General features: G+C 70.1%; 15 protein-coding genes and 1 pseudogene. 7 read left to right on the top strand and 9 right to left on the bottom strand.

The window, feature by feature from the left end:
- The first annotated feature begins 654 nt into the window (after positions 1-654).
- Together BCF44_RS18560 and BCF44_RS18555 are read left to right on the top strand one after the other, a co-directional pair.
- Positions 655-1212 (top strand): LmbU family transcriptional regulator, encoded by a 558-nt coding sequence (locus tag BCF44_RS18560; RefSeq protein ID WP_116175597.1) that lies wholly within the window; start codon positions 655-657, stop codon positions 1210-1212.
- A 363-nt stretch (positions 1213-1575) separates the two neighbouring features.
- Positions 1576-2100, top strand: coding sequence for a YlcI/YnfO family protein (locus tag BCF44_RS18555; RefSeq protein WP_116175596.1), 525 nt, complete (start codon positions 1576-1578; stop codon positions 2098-2100).
- A 107-nt stretch (positions 2101-2207) separates the two neighbouring features.
- Here BCF44_RS18555 and BCF44_RS18550 read toward each other — a convergent pair whose 3' ends face one another.
- A complete protein-coding gene (locus BCF44_RS18550) occupies positions 2208-4754 on the bottom strand; it encodes a sensor histidine kinase (protein ID WP_116175595.1) in 2547 nt (848 codons plus the stop codon).
- Positions 4755-5126: 372 nt separating this feature from the next.
- On the opposite strand from BCF44_RS18550, the gene phoU reads away from it, so the two are divergent.
- Positions 5127-5792: a phosphate signaling complex protein PhoU gene (gene phoU, locus BCF44_RS18545; RefSeq protein WP_116175594.1), complete on the top strand. Its 666-nt coding sequence runs from the start codon at positions 5127-5129 to the stop codon at positions 5790-5792.
- On the opposite strand, the gene BCF44_RS18540 is transcribed toward phoU, so the two are convergent.
- The 7 genes from BCF44_RS18540 to BCF44_RS18510 form a co-directional block, all read right to left on the bottom strand.
- On the bottom strand, positions 5741-6175 hold the full coding sequence (locus BCF44_RS18540) for a hypothetical protein (protein ID WP_147328534.1): 435 nt from the start codon (positions 6173-6175) through the stop codon (positions 5741-5743). The two genes, phoU and BCF44_RS18540, sit on opposite strands and share 52 nt — an antisense overlap.
- A 126-nt stretch (positions 6176-6301) precedes the next feature.
- Entirely contained in the window at positions 6302-7672 is a 1371-nt protein-coding gene (locus tag BCF44_RS18535) for a hypothetical protein (protein WP_116175592.1), read from the bottom strand.
- Positions 7669-8229: an FHA domain-containing protein gene (locus tag BCF44_RS18530; protein WP_116175591.1), complete on the bottom strand. Its 561-nt coding sequence runs from the start codon at positions 8227-8229 to the stop codon at positions 7669-7671. Before BCF44_RS18530 ends, BCF44_RS18535 begins: the two co-directional genes overlap by 4 nt.
- Before the next feature lie 3 nt (positions 8230-8232).
- Complete coding sequence (locus BCF44_RS18525) at positions 8233-9492, bottom strand: vWA domain-containing protein (protein ID WP_116175590.1); 1260 nt, start codon at positions 9490-9492, stop codon at positions 8233-8235.
- A complete protein-coding gene (locus BCF44_RS18520; RefSeq protein WP_147328533.1) occupies positions 9489-10265 on the bottom strand; it encodes a PP2C family protein-serine/threonine phosphatase in 777 nt (258 codons plus the stop codon). Before BCF44_RS18520 ends, BCF44_RS18525 begins: the two co-directional genes overlap by 4 nt.
- A 2-nt stretch (positions 10266-10267) precedes the next feature.
- Entirely contained in the window at positions 10268-12460 is a 2193-nt protein-coding gene (locus BCF44_RS18515) for a serine/threonine-protein kinase (protein ID WP_116175588.1), read from the bottom strand.
- Positions 12457-13569, bottom strand: a complete 1113-nt coding sequence (locus BCF44_RS18510) for a hypothetical protein (protein ID WP_147328532.1) — start codon at positions 13567-13569, stop codon at positions 12457-12459. Before BCF44_RS18510 ends, BCF44_RS18515 begins: the two co-directional genes overlap by 4 nt.
- Before the next feature lie 200 nt (positions 13570-13769).
- Here BCF44_RS18510 and BCF44_RS18505 point away from each other — a divergent pair, with 200 nt between their 5' ends.
- The 3 genes from BCF44_RS18505 (at position 13770) to BCF44_RS18495 (ending at position 16288) form a co-directional block, all read left to right on the top strand.
- Complete coding sequence (locus BCF44_RS18505) at positions 13770-14597, top strand: DUF4097 family beta strand repeat-containing protein (RefSeq protein ID WP_116175586.1); 828 nt, start codon at positions 13770-13772, stop codon at positions 14595-14597.
- A gap of 27 nt (positions 14598-14624) precedes the next feature.
- Positions 14625-15413, top strand: coding sequence for an alpha/beta fold hydrolase (locus BCF44_RS18500; RefSeq protein ID WP_211353090.1), 789 nt, complete (start codon positions 14625-14627; stop codon positions 15411-15413).
- Positions 15414-15514: 101 nt separating this feature from the next.
- Positions 15515-16288, top strand: a complete 774-nt coding sequence (locus tag BCF44_RS18495; protein WP_116175585.1) for a maleylpyruvate isomerase N-terminal domain-containing protein — start codon at positions 15515-15517, stop codon at positions 16286-16288.
- A gap of 241 nt (positions 16289-16529) precedes the next feature.
- On the opposite strand, the gene BCF44_RS18490 is transcribed toward BCF44_RS18495, so the two are convergent.
- Positions 16530-17249, bottom strand: a complete 720-nt coding sequence (locus tag BCF44_RS18490; RefSeq protein WP_116175584.1) for a DUF998 domain-containing protein — start codon at positions 17247-17249, stop codon at positions 16530-16532.
- A gap of 25 nt (positions 17250-17274) precedes the next feature.
- Between BCF44_RS18490 and BCF44_RS18485 the strand changes: the two are divergent.
- Positions 17275-17417, top strand: a pseudogene (locus BCF44_RS18485) (IS5/IS1182 family transposase); the annotation flags it as partial.
- Between the last annotated feature and the right edge of the window lie 312 nt (positions 17418-17729).

The raw sequence follows: 17729 nt of genomic DNA, 5'->3' as shown, positions 1-17729 counted from the left end.
CCCATGCGATGAGACGCTGTCCGGTCGACCGGACAGGTCACCAATGGTCACGCTTCCGTATCGATCAAGCACGCGATACGGACATCACGTTCAGTAGCGACCTGAGGCGCACTCAGGGGACCGGCCCGTACGGTTTTTCGCAATGAGCGCCAGCAGGCAGCCCGCCGTGCCACTGACAGCGCCACCCGCACGACACCCGCGCAGCGCCGCCGGCCGCGGCCATGCGCCACCTCGAGCAATCCTCCGCCGCACCCGAACTGACCTGCGACTCACCGCCGAAATAGGACGGCGAACGGCGGCTGGCACATCACACCGACGATCCAATTCGACACCGACATCACTCTCGATCCACGATCTTCACCGGAGGCTGCGACACGGCGAGTCAAGAGGTGTAGACACGTTTTTACGCAACCCATACGCCGCTACCGTGAGTACTTGAACACTGTCAAAGTTCCCCCATTTGGCCGCTTAACCTGAAGTTAGTGAGCTGCAACACTCGGCAACGGGGGGAGCTATCACCATTGGGGGGTTCTTTTGATTGAATTGCACGGATTAATCAAGAGCACTACCAGGCCCCAGGGCGACAACTTGGCACAAAATAGTTCATCAACAGAAACTGATCAAACCGCACAGGGTCGAGGGAAGGTCCTCATCATGGGCGTGGGCCTCCAGATCCCCAACGGCCTCAGCTTCGAGGACTGGGAACGCACCGGACGTCAACTCGCACACATCGTCGACTCGTCGGCCTGGTGGCTCGGCGACTGGCTGGTGTTCGGGAAGAAGAACTACTCGGACCGCTACGAACGGGCGATCCGAGCGGTCGGCCTTCGATACCAGACGCTGCGCAACTACGCCTGGGTCGCCCGACGGTTCGACCTGAAGCGACGTCGACCCAAACTGAGTTTTCAGCACCACGCCGAGGTCGCCTCGTTACCGCTCACCGACCAGGAATGGCTCCTCGACAAGGCCGAGCGAGCCAAGTGGACGACCAAACAGCTCCGCAACGCCATACAGAACGTGCGCAACGGCGAAACGGAGGATTCCAAGCCGCCGACATCCATCGACGGGCGCATCGAGGTACCGAACAACAGAATGAAAATCTGGCAGCGTGCGGCAAACCACTCGGGCGTGGAGTTCCAGAACTGGGTACTGGAAACGCTCGACCGCGCCGCCGAAGACGTACTTCAGGAAGACGCCATGACCGGATCCTGACGCGTCCACGAGTAGGACCCTACAACTCTTTTCCAGAATACGCTTCACGCACCATAGAAACTCCAACGCACAGGTGACAGCTCCCACAACCGCAGAGAAGGACGGCCTCCAGTACCGCTGCACGGAGGGAGCGAGCGGCACCGGAGGCCGTCCGTCCACGACGGACTCACTCATGACCTCCCGTCCACGGGACGCTTCGCAGGCAACCGAGCCAGCGCGACCGTGGCCTTGCGACGAGTCTCGTCGCCCGGTTCCGATCTCAAGTCGCGTCCGCATGACCCCATGGTGCACGCCTGACGCAGGGTCAGGGGCAAGACCCGCGAAGACGCGAGCTGTACTCAACACACAAGGCGAGGTGATGTCATGGACTTGACGCCGTACGTGGGTGCTCTCGGTCGCGAGCTGTTGGACGCCGTCGAGACCGGTGCCGCCGACGCCACCACCGTGATCGAGCGGTTGACCGCGACAATGGAGCCGGCGATCCGGCTCACCTTGTTGGAGGCGCTGTCGGCCGCCGCGGACGAGATCACGCATGATCTGGCGCCCGGCTCGGTCCAGGTGCGCCTGCGCGGACGTGATCCGGACTTTGTCGTGACGGCTCCTCATGTGCCCCAGGAGCCCGACGACCCACCGGCTCGCGACGCGAGGCCGGCCGACGAGACTGCGGCAAGCTTCGAGGAAGGTCCTTCCGTGCGGATCAACGTCCGTCTTCCGGAACAGCTCAAGGCCGCCGCCGAGGAGGCGGCTGCCAAGGAAGGCCGGTCGCTCAACGCATGGCTGGTCCGGGCGGCCTCGAGCGCCCTGCACGGCCCGGCACGCGGGCGCACCGCCGATCGCCACAACCAGTACGGTCCCCAACACCACACCGGCTGGGTACGTCAGAGATGACGTCCGGTGCGGCTGGCCACCCTGCACAGCATCGCCTCCGCCAAGACCTTCACCGCGGCTACCGTCCGGGTGACCGTGCACAGTGGGGTCGACCGGCCGCTGCGCGCTCAGCCGCCGTGAGCGGGCAGGGAAATGACGATGGTCAGCCCACCACCGGGTGTGTCTTCGGCGCTGACGGCGCCGCCCATGGCTTCGGCGAACCCTCTGGCAACGCTGAGACCTAGTCCGATGCCGGTGGTCGTCTCCCGGTCGCCAAGTCGTTGGAAGGGCGCGAACGCCGCGTCGGCCGTTCCCCTGGGCAGCCCCTGTCCGTGATCGACGACGCGGAGTTCGACCCGTCCCCGGTCGGCGCTGGCCCGAACGGCGACCTCGGGTTCGCCGGGGCTGCCCGGCAGCCCCTTCTTCCGCACCGCCTTGCCGTGGCGCAACGCGTTGTCGACCACGTTGGCGATCACCCGTTCCAGCAGTCCGACATCGGCGAGAACAGGCGGCAACTGCTCGTCCACGTCGACCTCGACCCGGTGGCGGTCATCCACACTGGACAGGGCGCGGGCGACGACCTCGTCGTAGCCGACGGGCGTGAGCCGGGGGCGCACCGCGCCAGCGGCCAGCCGCGATGAATCGAGCAGGTTGTCGACGAGGCCCGACAGCCGATCGGTCGATTCCGCGGCGGTGGCCAGCAGCTCTTCGGTGTCCTCCATGGACAGATGCAGCTGCGGCTCCCGCAGGCCGTCGATCGCGGCCCTGATCGACGTCAGTGGCGTCCGCAGGTCATGCCCGACCGCCGAGAGCAGAGCGGTGCGCAGCTCGGTGGCGTTCGCGCGGCGTTCGGCCTCGGTCGTCTGCGCCGCCAGGCGCTGCTGCCTCAGGGCCAGCAACGCCTGGCCCGCCGCTGCCTCCAGCACACGTCGGTCCGCCGCCGGCAGAGCCCGCCCGCGCAGCGCCAGATGAACCTCCGGTGTCACGGGAATGTCCGCATCTGCGTCGTCGGGCTCATCGCACGGTCGAGGGCCGACGCAGGCGACCCGCTCCCAGTCGCCGTGCCGTTTCTCCAACAGCGCTACGGAGCTGAGCCCGAAGTTCTCGCGCACCTTCTCCAGCAACCGCACCAGCGCCGACGAGCCGGTGAGCACGATGCCGGTGTACGAGGCGAGCAGGGCCGCCTCGGTTTGGGCCCGCGCCGCCTGGGTCGCCCGTCGGGTCGCGTTGTCCACCACCAACGCGACGGTCACGCCGACCACCGTCATCGCCACCAGGGTGATCACGTTGGTCTGGGCGTCGACCGTGAGCGTGTAGAACGGCTCGGTGAAGAAGAAGTCCAGCAGCAGGCCGCCCAGGATCGCGGCGAACACGGCCGGCCCCAGCCCGCCGACCACCGCCACCAACATCGTGGCCAACAGGTAGTCGATCACGTTGGTGGACAGGATCAGCGTCGACCGCAGCAGCAGCCCGACAAGGGTGGCGGCGGCCGGCAGCAGGACCGCGAGCCCCCACCCGAGCAGCAGGCGAGGCGCCGGCAGCGGGCTGCGGCCCAGCCGCCACCGCACACCCCGGCGCGCCTCGCTGTGGGTGACCATGTGCACGTCGATCGGACCGGATTCCTGCACGGTGGTCGCGCCGATGCCCTCCTCGAACAGCCGCGCGAACCTCGATCTCCGGGAGGTGCCGAGCACCAGCTGGGTGGCGTTCACGCCACGGGCGAAGTCCAGCAGCGCGGTCGGCACGTCGTCGCCGACAACGGTGTGGAAGGTCGCGCCGACGTCCTCGGCCAACCGCCGATACTTCGCGATCGTGTCGGCGGGCACTCCGGCCAGGCCGTCGCCGCGCAGGATGTGCAGCACCAGCAGGTCCGCGCCGGCCCTGGTGGCGATCCGGCGCGCTCGGCGGAGCAGGGTCTCGCTCTCGGGTCCGCCGGTGATCGCCGCCACCACCCGTTCCCGGGTCTCCCAGGTCTCGGTGATCTGCTGCTCGGATCGGTACCGCTGGAGGGCAACGTCCACCTGGTCGGCGACCCACAGCAGCGCCAGCTCCCGTAACGCGGTCAGGTTGCCGACCCGGAAGTAGTTGCCCAACGCCGCGTCGATCTTGTTCGCCTTGTAGACGTTGCCGTGGGCGAGCCTGCGGCGCAGCGCCTCCGGGGTGATGTCGACCAGCTCGACCTGTTCTGCCTTGCGCACCATCTCGTCGGGCACGGTCTCCTGCTGTCGAACCCCGGTGATCCGCTCCACGACGTCGTTGAAGCTCTCCAGGTGCTGCACGTTGACCGTGGACAGCACGTCTGTACCCGCGTCCAGCAGCTCCTCGACGTCCTGCCAGCGCTTCTCGTTGCGCGAGCCGGCCACGTTGGTGTGCGCCAGCTCGTCGACCAGCGCCACCTCCGGCCTGCGCGCCAGCACCGCGTCGATGTCCATCTCCTGGACCTCGATGCCGCGGTGGCGCAACGTCGCGCGCGGCACGATCTCCAGGCCGTCGAGCAGCTCAGCGGTCTTTTCGCGGCCATGGGTCTCCACCAGGGCGACGACCACCTCGGTGCCACGCTCGACGCGCCGACGCGCCTCCCCGAGCATCGCGAACGTCTTGCCGACTCCGGGCGCCGCGCCCAGGTAGATCCGCAGCTCCCCACGACGGCGGGTGGTCAGTCTGTCCGACTCCATGTCGTCAGCCCTCGCTCGGTCGCGGTCCTCCGCTGGACCGCCTCGGCTGACAGGGTGCTGCGTCCTGACGCCCACATCCGCCGGCATTTACACGATCTTGACGGCTCGGATCGCGGTCCGCGCCGTCACCGTGCCCGGGAACCACGGCTGGTCGGACAGCCATGCCAACACCGAGCTGCCCTGTGGAAGCCGCCTCCATCGGTCAGCACGCCGCCATGACGACGCCGACCAGGCGTCCCGGCTCCCCTGAGCCACCACGCGCCCGTTCTTGACGGAATCCGAACGCTCGGCCGAGGTTACGGTCGGCCGGCCCACGTAGCATCGGCGTAAACAAACCCCCTGTGGCACAACGGATCTCGTAGGCTCGGCGGCATGCGTACCGTGTTTCGGGCCCAGCTCGACCAGTGCGTGCACGATCTCGCGGCGATGTGCGACCTGGCCGTCGCCGCGATGCGGGGCGCCACCCAGGCGTTGCTGACCGGGGATCTCCGGACCGCCGAGCGGGTGATCGCCGACGACGTGCAGCTGGATCGCGCTCGATCCCGTTGTGAGGACAGGGCTTATTCGTTGCTGGCCCGGCAGGCGCCGGTGGCCGGCGACCTGCGTGTCGTGCTCGCCGCCGTGCACGCGGCCGACACCATCGAGCGGATGGGCGACCTGGCCGCGCACGTCGCCGCGACGGCGCGCCGGCGTCATCCCGACCCGGTCCTCCCCGATCAGCTCCGCCCGACGGTGGCGACCATGGCTCAGACGGCGATCACGTTGGCCGACAGCGCCGGCACGGTCATCCGCGACCATGACCTCGCCCTGGCCGACACGGTGGAACACGGCGACGAGGTCGTCAACGTCCAGCACCAACAGGTGTTCACCCTGCTGATGAGCCAGGACTGGCCCCACGGCGTCGCGACCGCGGTCGACGTGTCGCAGCTGAGCCGGTTCTACGAGCGCTACGCCGACCACGCCGTGTCGCTGGCCCGCCGCATGGTCTACGTGACGACGGGCCGACGGCGACCGCCACGGCTCGACAACGCGGCCTGAGCGGCGCGCGCACGCCGGCGCAGCAACAGCGGCCGGACCGCCGCGGCCCCTACGGCCACGACGAGCAACGCCCCGGCCATGAGGGCGTCGGAGACGCCCACGACACCGAGCTGCCCATCCGCGTGGGTGACAAAGCCGGAGTAGAAGAACCAGCCCAGCACGCCGATCCAGAGCGCGCCGGGCACAGTCGTCCACCATCCCGTCAAACCGGCCGCGGCAAGCGTCAACAGGACGTCGACCGGCACGTCGTGCGGCGTCAATGCGACGGAAACGGCCACGACCGAGTAGCCGGCCATGCCCAGCGCGCCGGCCGCCGCGGCGGGCAGTCGGCGTCGGACCGCGAGGCCGGGCACGTGCCAGGGAAACATCGTCGACGGGGACACGCGGCAAGTTCATGGCCCGCGCCGCACCGGAACGCCGGCCCTGACGAAATCTTGACGGGCCGACGGCCGATCTGCACGACGTCTTGACGGGCCGACGGCCGATCCGCACGACGTCTTGACGGGCGGTCAGCGGTACTCGGCCAGTCGCGGCCAGCAGCCGGCGACGACGAGCCCGGCCACGAGCAGCGCGGCGAGGGCCGGGAGCTGCCAGGTCCAGCCGGTCAGCCGGCCGTCGCCGTCGCCGATGGCCGCGTCGAAGGCGCGCTGGTTGATGTCGATCACCGACTTGAGCGCGGCGTCGTACCGGGCGAAGTCGGCGTTGGACTGGCCGGCGGCCGTGCCGACGTCGAACGCGATGGCGCCGTGCAGGTCGCCGGCGGTGTCGAGCGCTCGGATCCGGCGGTCGTCGCGCTCGTAGGCCTGGAAGGCGGCCACGGTCTGCTCGGCGGCGCCGCGCTCCCCGGCGAAGGTGATGTTGTTCAGCTCGGTGCCGAAGAACCCGGTGAGCTTCACGTCGGAGTTGTTCTCCTGGTACGCCTTGAACGCGCTGTCCAGCCCGGCGTCGTAGCTGTCGATGGTGGCGCCGCTCAAACCGGCCAGTGACTGGGTCTTGGCGAGGAACGCGTCCTGGTACTGCGCGGCCCGGCCGGGGTCGACCAGGTAGCGGCTCTCGTCGGCGTTCGCGTCGTAGCTGATCGCCCGCGCCTGCGACAGCGCGACGATCGAGTCGAACGCGTTGGACTTGGCCACCGTCAGCTGACCCGACTCCTGGGCCAGCAGGGCGACGCCGGTGATGGTGAAGCCGGCGGTGACCAGCGTCGCCAGCAGCAGCGCGGGATTGAGCCGCCGCCGCAGCCGTCGCCGCAGATGCACCTGCGCGGCCACGAGCAAGCCCACGGTCGCCGCGCCGATGACGATCACCCATACCCGAGCGGTCACGGTGCCGTCGACATCGCTCTGGTAGGTGGCGTTGAGCAGGTCATGATTCGAGGTGGTGATGCCGTCCACCGTGTGCAGGGTGGTCCGCATGAGGTCGGTGGCCTGCCGGTGCAGATCCAGCACGTTGGCGGCGGGTCGACCAGCGGCGTCGTTCTGGTCGAGCAGGATCACCTGCGAGGCCAGGGATTCGTACTGACCGACACCGTCGAGCACCGACCGCACCGACTTCTGCGTGGAGGCGTCCGTGGCGATCTGCTGGAGGTCGGCGTCGGCCTGACTGCGCCGCTGCGCGAACGTGCCGAGTGCCGCCTTCCGGTCCGCCGCGAGGGAAGCGTCGTCGCCGGCGAGCAAAACGTTGGCCAGCTGGGCATCCATGTCGCTCAGCGCGAAGTACAGGTCGGTAGCCGCGCTGACCTGCGGCGCAGCGCGGTCGCCGATGACGGCCAGACCGTTGCGGACGGTCGCGAACACGCTGCCGAGCACCACGGCCAACACAACCGCCGCCAGCACGGACGCTGCGGCGAGGGTCCGGATCCACTGGGGTGTCGTCCATTTCATGCGTGCTCGCCTGCCCTGATCGTGATCGTGGTCCACGCCCCGACGTGGATGCGGTCGCCGTCGCGCAGCGGCACGGGCACGCCGACGGCGATGGCTTCGGGGTTGTCGTTGAGGGTGGTTCCGTTGGTGGAGCCGGGATCGGTCAGCGTCCATCCACCGGCCGGGTCGCCTCGGAGCAGCGCGTGCCGGTGGGACACGCCGGGGTCGCCGGTGAGGTCGATGTCCGGTGCGACGCCGCCGCCCCACCGTCCGATGTGGACCTCGCCGGCGACCAGTAAGACCACCCGTTCCCGTTGCGCCAGCGGAAAGACCAGTTCCTCGTCCGCGGAGCTCACGGAGTCGAAGTGCACGCGGTCGGCCGCGACCACCGCCGTCCAGGTGGTGACGGAGACGGTCATGTCATGGCCGCAGCCCTCGCAGAACCGGCCCGCTACCGGCTCACCACAGACCGGACAGGGTGCCTCGGCCGAAACCGCCGGCACAGCGCCGATCTGGCGGCCGCACACGTCGCAGAAGTCGTCGGTGGCCGAGTCGTGGCCGTCGGGACAGGTCGCCATCGCTCAGCCCCGGCGCACGCGAGAGGTCTTGGTGGACCGGGTGTCCAGCGTCATGGCGTCGGCCTCGGCGACCTTCGCCTTGAGCCGCACGGTGCCGGTGACCGGGTCGACCACGTCCACGACCTTGGCCAGCAGCGCGGCGGTGTCCGCGTTGCCGGACTCGGCGGCCAGCTTGACGGCCCGGCCGAGCTTGGCGGTTGCCCGCTCCAGGTCGCCGTCCCGGCGGGCCAGCATGCCTTCCTGGATCACGCCGGCGAGCTCGGCCTGCCCGGTGTAGTGGGCGACCTCCTTGCTCATCCGGGTGGACAGCGCCTCGTCGTCGGTCCAGACCGCCTTGATCATGCCCGGCCCGAACACCTCGTCGCCGGCGAGGAGGCTGACCCGGCCGGCCAGCATCACATCGCCGATCGACGCCGGATTGACCTCGACGCACACGTGGTAGTCGCGGCTCTCCGAGCCCCACGAGCCGGTCGGGTAGTCGCCGTGCCGCGGCCCGGTGTCGGCGCGCTTGTCCGTGAGGTCGACCATCGACGGCGCCACCTGCTTGACGAACTTGACCTTCGCACCCTGCGGCGTCCACAGCCGCAGCTGGACGTCGGCGACGGCCTTGCCCATCGCCTCCGCGGTCATCGCCCGGAAGTCGGCCTCCAGGCCGGCCGGGTCGGCCACGATGTCGACGGTGCCGAGCAGCGCGGTGGACACCTTGCGCAGCTCGGCGACCTCCCAGTCGGTGCCGACACCGCGGCAGTCGCACACGAACCGGCCCTCGCACTCGGCCAGCACCTGGTCCAGGTGTGCCGGCTTCTCGTGCTCGTTGCGGCCATCGGTGAGCAGGATGGCGTGCCGCAGCGCGTCCTCGTGCCCGCGGAACAGGGTCGACGCCAGCGACAGCCAGCTGCCGATCGCGGTGCCGCCACCGGCCCGCAGCCGCTGCACGGCGGCCTTGGCCTCGCGACGAGTCCGCTGGGAAGCGGCGACCAGTCCGCCTGACGGATACACCGTCGAGGCCGTGTCGGTGCCGGCGACGACCGCGAAGGCGACGCCGTCGCGCAGCGCGTCGATGGCGGCGCAGGTGGCCTGCTGGGCGGCGACCAGCTTGGCCCGTGGGTACTCCATGGAGCCGGAGCAGTCGATGATGATCACCTCGGCGGCCGCCGTGGGGGTCGACGTGACGCCGGACGCGGTGACCGTGACGATGGCGTTCACCTCGCGGGCCCCGGCCGGCAGATACTCGTTCTGGTAGACGTCGACCTGGAAACTCATGGCCTGTCGCTCCTCGTGCTGGTCGATGGCAGCGGCGCGACGACGACCGTCACGTTGTCGTGGCCGCCCCGGCCGATCGCGAAACGCACCAGCTCGGTCGCGGCCGTTCTCGGCTGCGAGGCGAGCGGGCGCACGCGGTCGGCGAGTTCGTCGGCGCTGCCCAGGTAGTTCCACAGGCCGTCGCTGCACAGCACGACCACCCCCGGCCCGGCCGGGTAGTAGGTGGTGATGTGCGGCTCGACCTCGCCGGCGTCCGCGCCGAGCCAGGCCGTGAGGGCATGGCCGTGCGCGTCGTCGACGGTCAGGACCAGCGCCTCCTCGGCGCCGATCCAGTAGGCGCGACTGTCGCCGACCCAGCCGATCGTGACCTCGTCCGCAGTGATCGCGGCCGAGACGTAGGTGCACGACGGCGCGGTGTCGTCGTAGCGAATCGGCAGCTCGGCGACGGCCGAGTTGGCGGCGGCCACGGCCTTCACGGTCGGCCCGCCGGCGACGAGCACGTCGATGGCGGCGTCCACCGCGGCCAGCGACGCCTCGTCCGCCAGGTCGGCGGTGGACACTCCGTCCGACACGACCGCGAACACGGCGTTGTCGGCGGCGCGCAAGGCCAGCGCGTCCTCGTTGCGGTGGTGCACGAGACCCCGGTCGCTGACGCCCGCGGCCACGCCGAGGTCGATCTCGACATGGTCCCGGCCGGTCGGCTGGCCGAGTCCGCACGTCTCGCAGAAGTTGTCGCTCGGCGCCACCGCCGAGCCGCAGCCGGTGCAGGTCATGATCACACCCACGTGAGCGGTCGGACCGCGTTCGCCTGGTCCACCAGGGCGATCCGCTGGCTCTTGGTCGGCGCGAGCCGGGCCAGTTCCCGGTAGCAGCGCTCCAGGCCCCGGCTCAGGTCCGGCTCGGTCAGCGCCGCCCCGAGCAGGGTTCGCCCGGACCCGACAGCTCCGGCGACCGCCCGGTCACGGGCGCAGGTCAGCACCTCGACGGAGACCAGTGCGCGGCGCTCGGCGTCGAGTTCCACCGCCTCCAGCCGGTTCGCCGCGGCGATCAGCTCGTCCTCGACGACCTCGGCCGGCACCCGGTCGCACGTGCAGGCCCGGATCGCCGCCAGCTGCGCCACCAGGTGGTGGCTGGAGCTGGCCGGCACGGAGTCGAGGGCCTCGATCGCGCCGGCCCGGTCGGCGCTGCGCAGCCTGGTTCGAGCCAGGCCGAAGGCGGCGCTCAGGTGGCTGTGGTCGGTGCGCCAGACCGTCTCGTAGTAGCGGCCGGCGGTGACGTAGTCGCCTCGGCATTCCAAGGCGGCGGCCATGGCCAGCTTCGGCGCGGCTTCGCCGGGCACCACGTCGTAGACGGCGTTGAACCGCGCATACGCCTCGGCCGGATCGCTGGCCGCAAGTGCCGCCAGGCCCCGGTACCAGTCGACGCGCCAGTCCCACTCGTCCTCGCCGTGCACCTCGACCAGCAGCGCCTCGGCGCTGGCCAGGTCGCCGAGCTCGATGTGCGCGCGGGCGATCCGCAGTTTGACCTCCACAGTGGACAGTCGCGCCCCGGACAGGGCCGCCAACAGCCCGGCCGGATCGTCGGTGGCCACGGTCGCCAGCAGACCGGCGGCCGGGTCGCCGGTGTCCACCTGCGGTACCGGGAGCGCGGTCACCAGCTCCGCCGGGTTCAGCAGCGACGGCCAGTCGTGCGCGCCGAAAACCCTGCGCTCCGGCGTGAACAGCGTGGAGAAGCCGGGCCGCGGCACGCCGTCCTCTGCGGCCATCACTTCCCGCAGCACGCCGGTCAGCTGCTCCCCCATCTCCTCCGCCGACACGAACCGGCGGTCCGGCTCGCGGTCGGTGGCCCGGACCAGGAACCGGTGGAACGAGTCGTGCCGCGCCAGCACCGGCACGTCGGCCGGGCCAGGCAGGCTGTCCCGGTGGGCGCCGACGTAGTCGAAGTTGAAGGTCAGCACAGCCAGCGTCCGGCCGACCGTGTAGAGGTCGGCGTCGATCGACGGGCCCTGCTCGGACAGCTCCGGCGCGCAGTAGCCGTCGGTCTTGTAGACGGCGCTGTCCTCGTCGTCGATCCGGCGCACCGCGCCGAGGTCGATCAGCTTGAGCTGCTCCTCGCTCTGGATGACGTTGTCCGGCTTGAAGTCGCAGTACAGCAGGCCCTGCCCGTGCAGGTAGCCCAGCGCCGGCAGCACCTCGATCGCGTACGCGATGGCCTGGCCGACCGGCATCGGTCGCAGCCGGCCCCGCTCGTCCCGCTCGGACCGCAACTGCTTGAGGGACTGGCCGCCGACGTACTCCATGACGATGTAGCCGACCAGCGAGCCGGTGCGCGGATCCGGGTGCTCGACGAAGTTGTAGATCTTGACGATATTCGGGTGCTCCACCTCGGCCAGGAACCGCCGCTCGGCCACCGCGGCGGCCATCGCCTCCGCGTCGCCGGTGTCCAGCAGGCCCTTGAGGACAACCCAGCGGCCGTTGACGTTGCGGTCCTGGGCCAGGTAGAGCCAGCCGAGGCCACCGTGCGCGAGGCAGCCCAGCACCTCGTACTGGCCGGCCACGACATCGCCCTTGGCCAGCTTCGGCGAGAACGAGTAGGTGGACCCGCACTTGGTGCAGAATCCCTCGGTGCGGCCGGGTTTGCCGTCCCGGCCGCGGCCGACCGGCGCCTCGCAGTTGCCGCAGAACCGGCGGTGCTCGGCGACTTCCGGGTTGGCCAGCACGGCGGTGGCCGGATCGCGGTAGGGCACCACCGGCACCTCGATCAGTCCCGCCCCGAGTCGCCCGCGTCGGCTGCGGCCCGACCGGGTGGACCCGCGCCGCGACGCCGTGCTGCGGGTGCTGACCGGGCCGCCGGCGGTGACCGGCGTGCTGACCGGGCCGTGCGCGCCGCCTACGGGAGCGAGGCCGCATTCGTCGCAGAAGCCGTCCTGGAGAGTGCCGGCGCAGCCGGCCCTGGTGCACGCGGTCATCGGGCCGCCTCCTTGTCGCTGATCGCTCGTTGGTAGGCGTTGAGCGCCCTGGTCGACGCCGCCAGGTCGCACGGGGCGTGCCACAACAGGTCGCGGGCCTCGCGGTGCAGATCCGTGAGTGCCGGGTCCTCGCTGTGGCCCAGCCGAGCGGCCTTGATCCGATACGCGTCCAGTCGTCCGCGCAGCTCGGCGCGGCGGTCCAGCAGTTCCTGAGCATTGGCGGCCGCTTTCGCCAACTGGCCGGCAGCCGTGGTGATGGCTCGGGCCAGGTCCTCGATGCCGCGGGCCAGGCGGGCCAGATCGCGGGTCTGGGCGAGGGCGTCGATGCGGAGTCGCAGTGAGGGCACGGGATCGGCGGGCTGGGCGAGCGAGCCGGCGATCTTGCCCCGGGCAGTCACGACGAGCTGTCCGGTGGTGTCGAAGTCGGCACCGAGGTCGTGCACGGATTCCCGCAGCGCTGCGATGCGGGGCTCGGCCTCGTCACGTAATCGGCGCAAAGCGGTCAGTTCGACGGTCGCCTCGGCGAGCTGCGCGTCCACTTCGGCCAGTCGATTGTCGTTCCCCGACAATGAAAGTGGGTCCGACAGCACCTGCGCGCGGATCGCCGCCAGCGTGTCCGTGCTCGGGCCGGCGACGCCGAGCTCGTCGGCCGTCGTGGCGGCCTCGCGCAGCCGCTCGTCCAAACGGTCCAGCGTCGCGACCTGAGACCACAGGGTGTCGGCCGCCGACACGACTTCCCGCACCTCGCGGCAGGACCCCGTCATGATCTCGAGCAGCTCCGCCATCGTGACCTGACGCAGGTCGGGCAGCTCCACCGCCGGCCCACGCAGCAGCGTGGTCAGCCGGGCAAGGTCCCTCGTGCTCTCGGCCGTCGCGAGCACCTGCTGAAACAGCGCATAGTGCGCCCACAACGCACCCAGGTCCGCCTTCGCCGCGGTCCATCGGTCCAGCGTGACCCCCGACAGGCTCGCCCCGTCGAGAAATCTCCGCCCCGGACTGTCCTCGACCGCGAGCAGCTCGGCCGCGATCCCTTCCCCGGCCGATCTCAGCTCGCGCAGCGCGAGCTCGGCCTCCCGGTGATTGGTCACCGGTGTGGCGGCAGCGCCCACCGATGTCACTTCCCCCTCTGAACAACCCTGTTGATCCCCGAAGTCGTTGTACCACGGGATGATCACGGTCTCGCCGCTCGAACGACGTCAAGAAGTCGGGCCGGACCGCAAAGATCGCGTAAGGGTCGACCTCAGCTCTGGTCGGGCCCGTGTCAGCGCGGTGACTGCGCCGTGTCAGGACGGCCGGCGAAGGTACAGCCATGCCAACCTTCGAGACACCTCAGCCGATCACCGCCAGGCTGTCCACCGCAGGTGCCCGGGTCCGGGTCACCGCCAGCGAGCGCCCGGACACTGTGGTGACGGTCGAACCGGTCAACCGCGCGAACCAGTCCCACGTGAAGGTGGCCGAGAAGACCAAGGTCAACTTCGCCGACGGGAAGCTGTCGGTCGAGACGGTCAAGGCCGGCGACAAGAGCGGTTCGGTCGCCATCACGGTCGGATTGCCGGCCGGCTCCCGCCTGGTCCTGAGCAGCGCCTTCTCCGAGACGCGGGCCGACGGGGTGTTCGGCAACTGCCAGGTGGAGGTGGCCTCGGGACAAATTCAACTCGACCGGGTCGCCGCGCTGCGGGGAACCCTCGCCGCCGGCAGAGTCTCGATCGGCCATGTCGCCGGTTCCGTCGAGATCGACGGTGTCTCCGCCGGCGTGCGGATCGACGAGGTCGAGGGCCCCGTGCGGTACCACGGCACATCCGGCGGGGTCTGGATCGGCCGCGCCCGGTCCGATGTCGACCTCAAGGCGGCCAGTGGCGGCAGCTTCGACATCGACGTGGCCGAGGGCAGCGTCACCGCCGAGGCCGCCACCTGTCCCATCCGGATCGGACGGATCACGCATGGCCACGCCGACCTCCGCAACGCCGCCGGCGGCATCCAGGTCGGCATCGCCGAGGGAACCGCAGCCGACGTGGACGCCAACAGCACCAAGGGACCCGTCCGCAACTCGGTACCCGCGCAGGACAACGCCGACACCACCGTCAAGGTCTACGCCCGCGCCCGGCTCGACGACATCGTCATCCACCCCGCCGCCTGACGTCCGCCTCTAGAAAAGGAAAGTCCCATGACCAGCACCGCCTGGACCGGCATGCTCCCGGTCGACGACACCGCCCTGTACGTCAGCGACACCGGCGGCCCCGGCCGTCCCGTGGTCTACCTCAACGGCGCCTACGCCGACCAGTCGCACTGGAAGCGCGTGATCGCCGACCTCGGCACCGGCTACCGGCACATCACCTACGACCAGCGCGCCCGCGGCAAGTCGCGACGCTCGGCCGACTACTCGTTCGAGGCGTGCCTACGCGACCTGGACGCCGTGCTCACGGCGCGGGACGTGGAACGGCCGCTGCTGGTCGGCTGGTCCTACGGAGGCATCCTCGGCTGGCACTGGGCCGACCGGAACCCCGACCGCGTCCAGGGTCTGGTCACCGTGGACGCCTTTCCGATCGGCCTGACCGGCGAGGCCGGCCGGGAGCGGATCCGCAGGCTGTTCCGCCGGATGCGGTGGGCGTTCCCCATCGCCAGCCGCCTGGGCCTGGCCGCGAAGATGACCGCCGACCAGCACGCCGACGTCAACATCGAGTGCAACGAGATCTCCGCCGCCAGCGGGCCCGTCATCGAGCGCCTCACCTGCCCGGTGCGGTTCGTGCTGGCCACCGGCGACAGCCTCGGCAGCAAGGACGGCGAGATGGACGAGGGCCGCAAAGTGCTTGACCCGATCGTCGCCCACAACCCGAACGTGAAGGTGAGCGCGAAGGTCCCCAGCAACCACAGCAAGATCCTGCGCAACGACTCCCCCGCCGTTGCCGACGCCGTGCGGGAACTCGCCGCCACCACGCGATCGATCGAGCCTTGACGGACAGCGTCCCGAGATTCACGCTGCGCTCCGCCCGGCCGTCGACGCTTCGTCCGACAAATTCGCTACCGGCGGCTGGAGCGCCGTGATACACCACTGAGGTGCACAACACTGTGGAGTTCCCCGAGCTCCTGCGGCTGATCGAAGACCGCTCGGCCGCGTTCCGCGCCGCGATCGCGTCCGCCCCCGACCTCGACGTCCCGGTCCCGACCTGCCCGAACTGGACGCTGCGCGAACTGGCACAGCACCTCGGCGACGGCCGCCGCCGCCAGGCCGCCATCGTCGCGGCGGGTCCGGGCGCTGAGCCCCCAGCGAAGACGGACCCAAAGGGCGCCCCGACCGCGCCCCGTGACCGCGAAGCTCTGGATGCCTGGCTCGCCGAGTCGACCGAGCTCATGCTCGACGCGATGCGCGAGGCCGGCCCGAACCGCGGCTGCTGGACCTGGTGGGGCCGCTCGCAGGCCCCGGAGACCAGCGGAGCCGTGGCCCGGCACCAGATCCAGGAGATCGCCGTCCACACCTACGACGCCCAACTCTCCCAGGGGGCCGCACAGCCGCTGCCGACGGACGTCGCGGTCGAAGGCGTCGACGAGTTCCTGACGACCGTCTCGGCGACGACCGTCCCCTGGCCGTTCAAGCCGGCGACCATCGACCTGCACACGACCGAGGGCCGCTCCTGGCGCCTGACCCTCAACGCCGACGGCGTCCGCTGCGACGACCTCGCCGCCGACGCGGAGCCTGGCGACATGGTGATGCGGGGCGCAGCGAGCGAACTTGTCCTCTACTTCTACGAGCGCGCCCCGCTCGACGGTCTGGAGATCACCGGCGACACCGAGCCGATGGAGCAGCTCGCAGACTGGGATCCGAACGCGTAACGCGCACTTGTGACGCATCTGTCCGTTGTGCGCGTGCTCCTGCGGGCGCTACCGCGCCTGGGGTTGCGGACGGAGCGCGGCCGCACCTGCGCCTGGCCGCCAGCAGGTCGGCCGGCACGGAGACAACTGCCTCGGGCAGCAGATCCGCGCAGTCACCGGCGTGCCACAGCCGGGCCTGGACGACGGCGGCCGAGATTCAGTTGGCTGGATCACCGTCGAGCACCGTGACCGGCAGCCGGCCTCAGTGAGCCGAACGGCCTTCTCGCGTTCCCAGCTGGTGTGGGCGCGGGCCACCTCGTGTGCGTGCGGCGGGACGTACCCGGGCCACCCGATCACACACAGGAAGGATCAGTACGGCGAGGGCGAGCAGTTCGGTCAGGGCCAAGCCCCGTTCCTCGAGGCCGTACGGGGTACTCAGCCACCAGTCATGGCCCGTGCGGATCGCGACCACGATCGCACCGACGATCACCGTAATCCAGGCGAACGAGGCGATGGCCAGCAGCCGCGCAGTCAGTCGCCGTCGTGGTGCATACGGAAACGCCCGCCGCACCGAAGCGAGCACGGCCAGCGGAAGGCAGACGAACGCGACGATGCTTGCGGCTCGGTGCGCCATCCCGGCGGCGTCCATGGTCGGGTCGATCCGCCAGTCGTGTTTGGCGAACGCCACGATCACCAGCAGCCCAACCGACCAGACCGCGCCCAGTGCGGCTGCCGGCACCGGTAGCCTGCCTTCACGTAGGAGCATGGCCAGACCGGCCACCGAACCCGTGGCCAGCAGGATCAGCGCGAGATTGAAGATCCATTTGTTCCTCCCCGTACCGTACTCGCTGAGCGTGGTGTCCAGCGCGCTGATTTCGTCGGTCGGCGGTATCACCTGCAATAGCAGGACGAGGGCGGCACCGACCACGAGTGCGACGACAGCTGCCACCGCGACTTTGTTTGAGTGCCGGTCAGAGGCCATGAGCTGACGGTAGCTAGTCCGTTAGCGGCAACTGGCACTACCGTTCGGCGTGTCGAAATCCGCGGTCAGTCGCCTCATAGGCCACCTCGGCCCGAAGCTCGTGTCAAGCCGCGCAAGCGGTTCGCAAAGGACGCGGCGCTGATCGTGGACGGCACCCTGGTACCCACAGTCCAGGGTGCGGCCCATGACCGTCGCGGTGAAGGCCACCCCGACCAGCGCGGTGAAGAACTGCGTCACCTGGCCGGCGTCGGTGAGGTACGCCGAGGCGTCCACCAAAGGCCGCCAGGATGGTCCCCATCCACAGCCGAACATCCAGGCCGCAGGCCCCGAAAGACCCGCAGGGCGGCAGGCCCCCAGGCGACGCTCACCGAGTCAGGCACGCGATCAACTACGCCCGACCCGTGGTGATCGTCATGCCGAGTTCGCGGTGATCGCGAGGACCCACCCCGCGTCATGCCCCCGTGGCCGCGTGCCGGCGGT

Origin of the sequence: Kutzneria buriramensis (assembly GCF_003387475.1) — a bacterium.
In the GTDB taxonomy this organism is placed as follows: Bacteria; Actinomycetota; Actinomycetes; order Mycobacteriales; family Pseudonocardiaceae; genus Kutzneria; species Kutzneria buriramensis.
This window is presented reverse-complemented; position numbering and strand designations above follow the sequence as displayed.

Coding starts and splice junctions, on each gene's coding strand:
- BCF44_RS18560 (WP_116175597.1), top strand. CDS start 655: ATGGGCGTGGGCCTCCAGATCCCCAACGGCCTCAGCTTCGAGGACTGG.
- BCF44_RS18555 (WP_116175596.1), top strand. CDS start 1,576: ATGGACTTGACGCCGTACGTGGGTGCTCTCGGTCGCGAGCTGTTGGAC.
- BCF44_RS18550 (WP_116175595.1), bottom strand. CDS start 4,754: ATGGAGTCGGACAGACTGACCACCCGCCGTCGTGGGGAGCTGCGGATC.
- phoU (WP_116175594.1), top strand. CDS start 5,127: ATGCGTACCGTGTTTCGGGCCCAGCTCGACCAGTGCGTGCACGATCTC.
- BCF44_RS18535 (WP_116175592.1), bottom strand. CDS start 7,672: ATGAAATGGACGACACCCCAGTGGATCCGGACCCTCGCCGCAGCGTCC.
- BCF44_RS18530 (WP_116175591.1), bottom strand. CDS start 8,229: ATGGCGACCTGTCCCGACGGCCACGACTCGGCCACCGACGACTTCTGC.
- BCF44_RS18525 (WP_116175590.1), bottom strand. CDS start 9,492: ATGAGTTTCCAGGTCGACGTCTACCAGAACGAGTATCTGCCGGCCGGG.
- BCF44_RS18520 (WP_147328533.1), bottom strand. CDS start 10,265: ATGACCTGCACCGGCTGCGGCTCGGCGGTGGCGCCGAGCGACAACTTC.
- BCF44_RS18515 (WP_116175588.1), bottom strand. CDS start 12,460: ATGACCGCGTGCACCAGGGCCGGCTGCGCCGGCACTCTCCAGGACGGC.
- BCF44_RS18505 (WP_116175586.1), top strand. CDS start 13,770: ATGCCAACCTTCGAGACACCTCAGCCGATCACCGCCAGGCTGTCCACC.
- BCF44_RS18500 (WP_211353090.1), top strand. CDS start 14,625: ATGACCAGCACCGCCTGGACCGGCATGCTCCCGGTCGACGACACCGCC.
- BCF44_RS18490 (WP_116175584.1), bottom strand. CDS start 17,249: ATGGCCTCTGACCGGCACTCAAACAAAGTCGCGGTGGCAGCTGTCGTC.